8 protein-coding genes are annotated in these 9459 nt (G+C 32.1%); all 8 read left to right on the top strand.

Translation table 11 applies throughout. The annotated features are described in order from the left end of the window. The first annotated feature begins 355 nt into the window (after positions 1–355). The 8 genes from RT99_RS17640 to lepB all read left to right on the top strand — a co-directional run bounded on the left by RT99_RS17640 (position 356) and on the right by lepB (position 9436). Positions 356–760 carry a septal ring lytic transglycosylase RlpA family protein gene (locus RT99_RS17640; protein ID WP_052483721.1) on the top strand — a complete coding sequence of 135 codons (405 nt, stop codon included), beginning with the start codon at positions 356–358 and terminating at the stop codon, positions 758–760. A 225-nt stretch (positions 761–985) separates the two neighbouring features. After that, positions 986–3379 (top strand): DUF2339 domain-containing protein, encoded by a 2394-nt coding sequence (locus tag RT99_RS17635; RefSeq protein WP_371198032.1) that lies wholly within the window; start codon positions 986–988, stop codon positions 3377–3379. Then, positions 3366–4595 (top strand): hypothetical protein, encoded by a 1230-nt coding sequence (locus RT99_RS17630; protein ID WP_131494928.1) that lies wholly within the window; start codon positions 3366–3368, stop codon positions 4593–4595. Before RT99_RS17635 ends, RT99_RS17630 begins: the two co-directional genes overlap by 14 nt. 228 nt (positions 4596–4823) lie before the next feature. Further along, on the top strand, positions 4824–5591 hold the full coding sequence (locus RT99_RS17625; protein ID WP_042566029.1) for a ParA family protein: 768 nt from the start codon (positions 4824–4826) through the stop codon (positions 5589–5591). 5 nt (positions 5592–5596) lie between these two features. Beyond that, positions 5597–6505, top strand: a complete 909-nt coding sequence (locus tag RT99_RS17620; RefSeq protein WP_042566028.1) for a ParB/RepB/Spo0J family partition protein — start codon at positions 5597–5599, stop codon at positions 6503–6505. Continuing rightward, a complete protein-coding gene (locus tag RT99_RS17615) occupies positions 6505–7074 on the top strand; it encodes a DUF5683 domain-containing protein (RefSeq protein WP_042566027.1) in 570 nt (189 codons plus the stop codon). Before RT99_RS17620 ends, RT99_RS17615 begins: the two co-directional genes overlap by 1 nt. A gap of 39 nt (positions 7075–7113) precedes the next feature. Further along, positions 7114–7815: a 4-hydroxy-tetrahydrodipicolinate reductase gene (dapB, locus tag RT99_RS17610; protein ID WP_042566026.1), complete on the top strand. Its 702-nt coding sequence runs from the start codon at positions 7114–7116 to the stop codon at positions 7813–7815. 67 nt (positions 7816–7882) lie between these two features. After that, positions 7883–9436 carry a signal peptidase I gene (gene lepB / locus RT99_RS17605; protein WP_042566025.1) on the top strand — a complete coding sequence of 518 codons (1554 nt, stop codon included), beginning with the start codon at positions 7883–7885 and terminating at the stop codon, positions 9434–9436. Positions 9437–9459 lie beyond the last annotated feature (23 nt).

Raw genomic sequence — 9459 nt, 5'->3', positions numbered from 1 at the left:
CGTAGCCCGGTTATCGCGCCTGCTTTGGGAGCAGGAGGCCGCAGGTTCGAATCCTGCCACCCCGACAAAAGTCTTTTCATATTAATTGGAGAGACTTTTTTTTTGCACTAAAATTAAAATCACAGACAGAACGATTATTGCGTCCCGATTGAAAATCGGGAAGACCACAGGTTCGAATCCTGCCACCCAACAAAAGTCTTTTCATACTTTCTATACTTTTTTCGTGACTTCTTGTTTTCTCTCTTTTAAACATTCTATTAAATAATAATCAATTATGTCTTTTTATACAATTAATAGAACTTCTTAAATACATCAGATTTTCACCAATTTATTCTCTTTGTGCAAAATTTTAAAAATGAAAAAAATATTCCTATATATTGTTTTCCTTTTTTCTCTCAGCATTTCGGCACAAGAATGTAGGGATTCGATAGAAGAAAAGACAGAAATTAAAAATCTTAAATTGTTCAAAGAAAATGCTCACGCCTCTTATTATCATGATAAATTTGATGGAAGAAAAACAGCAAGCGGCGTAAGATTTGACAATAGCAAATTGACTGCAGCTCATAAAAAACTTCCGTTTGGTACAAAACTAAAAATTACAAACGAAAAAAATAACAAATCAGTTATTGTGGTAGTTACAGATAGAGGTCCATTTATAAACGGAAGAGAAATTGACCTGAGTAAGAAAGCTTTTATGGATATTACCTCAAACAAAAAAAGTGGGGTCGTTTTCGTAAAAATTGAGATTATAGAAAATTAAATTCCATCTTTTTTTGTTATCCATCTAGATCATTTTTTTTCTTCTTAATTCTTTTTAAGCAAAAAAAACTTACCCTATTAAAATGTTATTATATTTACCAAATCATAACATGTTATCAAATACTATATGGAAGTTTTTCTTTTCGTAGTTTTATTTTGTTTTCTAATTTACATTCTCAATACGATAAAAAGTCGGTTTGATCATCTCGAAGACGACATTCAAAAGTTGAATAAAAAATTAGACCTTTTAAAAATAACTGAAAAACCGGCAGAAAATTTTTCGGTAAAACCTATTCCTGTAGTTAAGGAAGATCCAAAAATTATAAAAACAGAAGAACCTATCGATTTTTCTGCGCCTCTTACAACTGTAGAGAAAGAAATTCCGGAAATAAAAGCAGAAAAAGTTGTTTTTTCTATGGAAACAAAAGCTGCTCCGGTTATAGAAAAACCAAAATCTGTTATTCCTGAAGTTCCCGAAAAATCATTCTGGGAAAATTTCAAAGAAAAAAATCCCGATTTAGAGAAGTTTATCGGTGAAAACCTAATCAATAAAATTGGAGTTTTGATTCTGGTTTTAGGAATTAGTTATTTTGTAAAATACGCCATTGACAAAAATTGGATCAACGAGCCGGCGCGAGTTGGAATTGGTGTTTTATGTGGTGTACTCGTTATGGGAATTGCGCATAAACTGCGTAAAAATTATGCTGCCTTTAGTTCTGTAATTGTTGCGGGCGCTATTGCGATATTCTATTTCACGATCGGAATTGCTTTTCACGATTATCACCTGTTCAACCAAACCGTTGCTTTTAGTATAATGGTGGTCATTACGGCTTTTAGTGCCTTGATATCATTATCGTATAACAGACTGGAACTTGCTGTACTTTCCTTAATTGGCGGATTTGCAGTTCCCTTTATGGTAAGCACGGGTGAAGGAAATTATGTGGTACTTTTTAGCTACATTATTATATTGAATATTGGAATTCTCGCCATCGCCTATTACAAAAAATGGAATCTGGTTAATGTTCTTGCTTATATTTTTACGATTTTATTATACGGCGGATGGCTGTATAAAGATCTTGAATCTATCAAACCGCATTATATGGGTGCTTTGGCATTTGGTTTTGCTTTCTACTTTATTTTTATTTTAATGAATATCATTAATAATATCAGAACAAAAGGAGAATTCTCAAAAACACAATTGACTATTTTAGCCAGCAACACCTTTTTATTCTACGCAGCCGGAATGGCCATTTTAACTAATTTTCATCCGGAATTTAGAGGTTTGTTCACCACTATTATTGCATTATTAAACTTAACATATGCCTGGTTTTTGTACAAAAAATTCGGTCTCGACAAAAAAGCAGTTTATTTATTAATTGGATTAACGCTAACATTTATAACACTTGCTATTCCTATTCAATTTGAAGGCAATTATATTACTTTATTCTGGGCTGCCGAAGCTGTTTTGTTATTATGGCTTTCACAAAAATCAAAAATTGCAAGTTATCGATTTAGCTCTGTAATTGTTCAGGGGCTAATGATTATCAGCCTAATCATGGATTGGAATTTATTCTACAATAGCGATTTACCTTTAAAAATTATAATTAATCCGATATTTATAACAGGCATTTTTGCATTTTCTTCTTTATTGGCAGTTTGGTTTTTATTGAAAAATGAAACCGAAAATATCAACTTTTTAAACATTACTTTTAATCCTGAAAAGTATAAACAATATGCTTTTATTTCAGGAATTATTATATTGTATTTAACTGGTTTACTCGAAGTTATTTTCCAGGCAAATACTCATATTGAAAGTGCAAAAAGCGCTGTTGCATTGCCTTCGGTGTATCACTTATTATTCTGTGCGATTTTAACTTTCGCATTAATTAAAAAGAAAACAGAATTAAATTATGCATTGGCGACTGTAATTGTAATTATCAATATTGTTTTATTTACTTTCGGATTTTCAAACTATGCTTTTTTCGAACATAAAGAGATCTTAGCATCAGGATTCGGAAAACCAATAGCTTATTATTTGCACTATATTTCGCTGGCCTTAATTGCATATTCTGCTTATCAATTATTCCAAATCAACAGAAACATAAGTTTTAAATTCTTCAAAAATCGTTATTTTGTTTGGGCAGCGGCATTTTTTATCATTTATATAGCCAGTTCAGAAGTGATGCTTCATGGCCTTATTTTAATGAATTCTCCAATTACGCTACAAGATTTGCATGCGAGTGAACTTTATGCAACCAACAATAGCAAAGCTGATTTACTATACCTTCGTTCATCTATTGCCGATGATATAATTAAAATTGCCAGAATTAAAATCATCAAAACCGGGTTACCTGTTTTATGGGGAGTTTTAGCCTTTGTGTTTTTAATTATCGGAATAAAAAAACAAGTAAAAACACTACGAATTATTGCGCTGAGTTTACTTGGACTGACTATTGTAAAATTATTTTTCTACGATATCAGCAACATTTCCGAAACTGGGAAAATTATATCCTTTATCCTTTTAGGAATTTTAATTTTGATAATCTCTTTTGTTTATCAAAAAATCAAAGTTTTAGTTATTGATGAAAACAAACATGATGAAAACAATGAAATTAAATAGTTTTTTTATTCTCTTATTGCTAACAAATCTTTCGTTTGCCCAATTTCAAACAACTGGAAAAATAAAAGAAGTTACCGAAAATGGTTTTCATGAAATTATTTTGTCACCCGAAATTCGTTCTTATTCAAAACAGGATTTAAGCGATATCAGGATTTTTAACGCTAAAGGAATAGAAGTTCCGTATTTTATTCAAAGTAATTCAGAAGCATTATTAAGTACTTTTGAAGAATATGAAATTGTTTCAAAAACAGTTTTCCCGAAGAAAAGCACTTCGATTATTGTTGCTATTCCATCTGTTAAAAACAACAACCAGCTTTCGCTTTTTATTGCAAATGCCGACGTTGTAAAAAACTATTCAATATCTGGTAGTAACAATCAGACAGAATGGTTCGGAATATCCAATTCACAAATTTTAGATGACTTAAACAGTTCTTCAGAAGCAAGCGTTGTTAAGACAATTTCATATCCGCTAAGTACTTATAAATATTTGAAAATTGATTTTGATGATCGAAAAACACTCCCTATTAATATTTTAAAAGTTGGTAATTTTAATACTCAACTTCAAAAAAACATATTGCAGGATATCAAACCGAAAAAAACCATACGATTTGAACTTCTTCTTCCTCAAAAACATACTCAATTACAGGTTGTTTTTGATGCACCACAAATTATCAATCAAATTGATTTTGAGATTTCGAGACCAACTTACTACAAACGCAAAGCTGTTATTTTCAGAAAAGTAAAACGAGAGTCGAAACGAAAAACTGAAATAATAGAGGAAGAAATTGTTTCATTTGAATTAAATTCAAACACAAAAAACAGCTTTACAATACCGGAAATATTCGAAAAAGATTTCTATATAAAAATCGAAAACAAAAACAATCAGCCTCTGACAATTACATCAGTAAAATACAGCCAAAAACCAGTTTCAGCTATTGTCGAATTATATGCAAATGAAAAATACAGCATAAAAACAGGCAATAAAAATTTGAATGAACCTGATTATGACCTTTCTGATTTTAAAAACAATATTTCCGGAAAATTATCTCAAACCAGCATTTACGATATTAAACAAATTTCTTCTTCAAAAAAACAAGTTGAAAACAAATCTTTTTGGCAGCAAGGATGGTTTATGTGGCTGTGTATAATATTGGGCGGAATTACAATTTTATACTTTACAGCGAGTTTAGTAAAAGATTTAAACGAGAAAAATTAAACCGGGCCAAAACTTTATTTTTGCTTCAAAATCAAAAACTGGAGTTTTATTCCATTTTAAAGACAAAACATAAAGAATTTTCGGAGTCATTTTTTCTTTATTTTAAGAATTAAAATCCCCGAAACACGCACGAAACAACGGTAAATTAAAGTTTATCGAATGTTAACAAAATAGATTTTCAAAAACCATAAATAATTGTATTTTTACGGTTCAAAATTCAGAAAATAAATGGGCAAAATCATTGCGATTGCTAATCAAAAAGGAGGCGTTGGAAAGACTACTACATCTGTAAATCTTGCAGCCTCATTAGGTGTTTTAGAAAAGAAAGTATTATTGATCGATGCTGATCCTCAAGCGAATGCTACGTCTGGCCTAGGGATTGACGTAGAATCTGTTGAAATCGGTACGTATCAAATACTTGAACATAGCCACACCCCAAAAGAAACTGTTGTTAAATGTTCAGCTCCGAATGTTGATGTAATTCCAGCTCACATTGACCTTGTTGCCATCGAAATCGAATTGGTTGATAAAGAAAACAGAGAGTACATGCTTAAAAAAGCACTAGAAAGTGTAAAAGACGAGTATGATTATATCATTATCGACTGTGCACCTTCGTTAGGTTTATTAACACTAAACGCTTTAACAGCTGCTGATTCTGTAGTTATTCCTATTCAGTGTGAATATTTTGCACTTGAAGGATTAGGAAAATTATTGAACACCATAAAAAGTATTCAAAAAATACACAACCCGGATCTTGATATCGAAGGATTACTACTAACCATGTATGATTCAAGATTACGTTTATCAAATCAGGTTGTGGAAGAGGTTCAAAAACACTTTAATGATATGGTTTTTGATACCGTTATTCAGCGAAATGTAAAATTAAGTGAAGCACCTAGTTTTGGCGAAAGCATCATTAATTATGACGCAACCAGCAAAGGAGCAGTTAATTACATTAATTTAGCTCAGGAAATTATAAAGAAAAACAGTAAATAGTTTTTATGACAAAAGCAATTAAAAAACAAGCCTTAGGAAGAGGATTATCAGCATTATTAAAAGATCCGGAAAACGACATTACATCAGTAGAAGACAAAAATGCTGATAAGGTTGTTGGAAATATCATAGAGCTTGAAATAAGTGCTATCGAAATAAATCCGTTTCAGCCTAGAAGCAATTTTAATGAAGAATCATTACGAGAGTTAGCCACTTCTATTAAAGAACTTGGTGTAATTCAACCTATTACTGTTCGAAAATTAGACTTCAACAAATACCAGTTAATTTCTGGAGAGCGCCGTTTGCGCGCTTCTACATTAGTTGGTTTAACTACGGTTCCGGCTTACATTCGTATTGCGAATGACAATGAATCTTTGGTTATGGCTTTGGTTGAAAATATTCAGCGTCATGACTTAGATCCAATCGAGATCGCACTTTCATATCAGCGTTTAATTGACGAAATTCAATTAACACAAGAACAAATGAGCGAGAGAGTTGGTAAAAAACGTTCTACAATTGCCAATTATTTACGTCTTTTAAAACTTGATCCGATTATTCAAACGGGTATTCGTGATGGTTTTATCAGTATGGGTCACGGTAGAGCTATTATCAATATCGAAGATCTTGACATTCAAACTGATATTTATCAAAAAATCGTAAGTCAAAATTTATCTGTTCGTGAAACAGAAACTTTGGTAAAAAATTATCACGAAAGTTTAAAACCAAAACCTGAAGGTGAAGAAAAACCAAAATCAGCTTCTTCATTTGTAGTTAAAGAAACGCAAAAAAATACTTTCAACGATTATTTTGGTGCTAAAGTTGATGTAAAAGTTGCCGGAAACGGAAAAGGAAAAATCACAATTCCTTTCAATTCTGAAGCTGACTTTAATCGAATTATAAAATTAATAAACGGATAGTGAATAAAATTGTCCCCATAAGTCTATTGTTCTTTCTCTTAGGAACCGTCTCTCTTTTTGCTCAGGCAAAAGAAGAAACGGTTTTAGTCGCTAAAGACACTACTAAGATGCAGGAAATAGACCCGCTAACACCAGCAAAAGCTGCCTTTTATTCGGCAATTTTACCTGGTTTAGGTCAGGCATACAACAAAAAATACTGGAAAATTCCGTTAGTGTACGGAGCAATTGGAACTAGTATGTATTTTTATATAGACAACAACAGAAAATATAAAGATTATCGAGACGAATACAAACGAAGACTCGAAGGTTACGGCCCTGGAACTGGCGGGAAGTACGATTTCCTAGACGACAGCAGACTTATTGCCGGTCAAAAATTCTATCAAAGAAATCGAGATTTATCTCTACTCTTTGTTGTTGGCTTTTATGCCTTAAATATTATCGATGCCAATGTTGATGCAGCGTTAATTCAATTTAACGTAAACGAAAGATTATCGATGAAACCTGAAATCTATCCCAACGATGTAACATTTAAACCAAATGTTGGACTAACTTTTAATTACCGCTTTTAAATAGAACTCATTTCTATTTAATTCAAAAAAATATACATAATGAAAATTGCACTTTTAGGATACGGAAAAATGGGTAAAGTAATCGAAAGAATTGCTTTAGAAAGAGGTCATGAAATTGTTTTAAAGAAAGATGAATCTAATACCTACGACGGACTTTCAACTGCAGATGTCGCCATCGATTTTAGTGTTCCTACCGCTGCTGTAGCTAATATTTCGAGTGCTTTTCATGCAAATGTCCCAATAGTATCGGGAACAACCGGATGGCTGGAACATTTTGACGAGATGGTTGCACTTTGTAATGAAAAGCAAGGTGGTTTTATTTCTAGTTCTAATTTTAGCCTTGGTGTAAATATCTTCTTTGAACTAAATGAATATTTAGCCAAAATAATGTCTCAGTTCGATTCGTATAAAGTTACGATGGAAGAAATTCATCACACACAAAAACTAGATGCTCCAAGCGGAACAGCTATTTCTTTGGCAAAAGGCGTTATTGAAAATAGCAACTACGCAAATTGGACCATGGATGAAGCAAAAAATAATGAAATTCATATTGAAGCAAAAAGAATTGGTGACGTTCCGGGAACTCACACTGTCACTTATGAATCAATTGTAGATAGCATCGAATTAAAACATACTGCCCACAACCGTGAAGGCTTTGCACTTGGAGCTGTAATTGCTGCCGAATGGTTAGCCGGTAAAAAGGGGGTTTATAGTATGAAAGATGTTTTAAACCTAAAATAAACTAATCTAAAGCGTAAGGTTTTCAACTAAAAAAAACCTGAAAACTTGAAACATAAAATATAAAATTATGACTCTATATCTTTGGTTCGTATTTTTCTTAGCTGTACAAATTATTCATTTTATTGGAACATGGAAATTGTATCAGACTGCCGGCAGAAAAAGTTGGGAAGCAGCAATTCCTGTTTACAACTCAATAGTTTTAATGAAGATTATTGGCCGACCTACATGGTGGACAATATTACTTTTTATTCCAATTATTAACTTAATTATGTTTCCAGTTGTTTGGGTTGAAACTTTAAGAACATTTGGCAAAAAATCGACTTTAGATACCATTTTAGGAATTGTAACATTTGGATTTTACATCTATTACGTAAATTATACTCAGAAATTAGAATATAATTCAGATCGTAAATTAACTCCCGAAAATAAAGCTGCAGATACCGTAAGTTCATTACTTTTTGCAATTATTGTAGCAACATTAGTACATACTTATCTGGTTCAGCCTTATACAATACCTACTTCTTCATTAGAAAAATCATTATTAATTGGAGACTTTTTATTTGTTAGTAAAGTAAATTACGGTCCAAGAGTTCCTATGACAACTGTAGCATTGCCAATGGTACATGATACAATACCATTCATTAAAAGAAAATCATATTTAAGCTGGCCGCAATTACCTTATTTCAGATTGCCTGCTTTTGAAAAAATAAAACGAACAGATATTGTAGTTTTTAACTGGCCGGTCGATACAGTGCATTATTTTTATGAGCCAAAAGGAAGACCCGGAGTTATTAAACCAATCGATAAAAAATCGAATTACGTAAAAAGATGTGTTGGTATTCCTGGTGATAGTTTATCTATTAAAGACGGATTTGTTTTCATTAACGGAAAAAAATTAGTTTTACCAGAAAGAGCAAAACCTCAATATTCTTATTCTGTAGCTTTAGACGGAAAAACGCCTATCGATTTCGAAACTTTAATGAGAGAAATGGATATTACGGATGGTGCTGGTTTCAAAAGCGAAAAAAGAGACACTTTATATTTTAGTGCTTTAACAGAAGCTAGTGCTGAACGCCTGAAAAACACTCCTGGAATTACTGCAGTGACAAGAGTAATAAAAAGAGATAGTGATGATAGAGTGTTCCCACATATCAATAAATGGAACGAAGATAACTACGGCCCAATTTATATTCCGGAAGCTGGAAAAACAGTTACATTAACAAATGAAACACTGCCATTTTACAAAGAAATTATAACAAAATACGAAGGAAACACTCTTGAATTAGATGGTTCTCATTTTATAATTAATGGAAAACAAACCAATAGTTACACCTTCAAACAAAACTACTATTGGATGATGGGAGACAACCGTCATAACTCTGAAGATAGTCGTTATTGGGGTTATGTTCCTGAAGATCACATTGTAGGAAAACCAGTTTTTATCTGGCTAAGCTGGGACACTAATGGTAAGGGAATCAATAAAATTCGTTGGAGCAGAGTTTTCACGACTGTTGACGGTGAAGGACAACCACAATCTTATTTTAAATATTTCCTTATTCTTCTTGCAGTATATTTTGTTGGAGAATATTTCTGGAGAAAAAGAAGAGAAAACAAAGCATAAATAAAAATAGTTATTTTTTGTTT

This window comes from Flavobacterium sp. MEB061 (assembly GCF_000834715.1).
Classification (GTDB): domain Bacteria; phylum Bacteroidota; class Bacteroidia; order Flavobacteriales; family Flavobacteriaceae; genus Flavobacterium; species Flavobacterium pectinovorum.
This window is presented reverse-complemented; position numbering and strand designations above follow the sequence as displayed.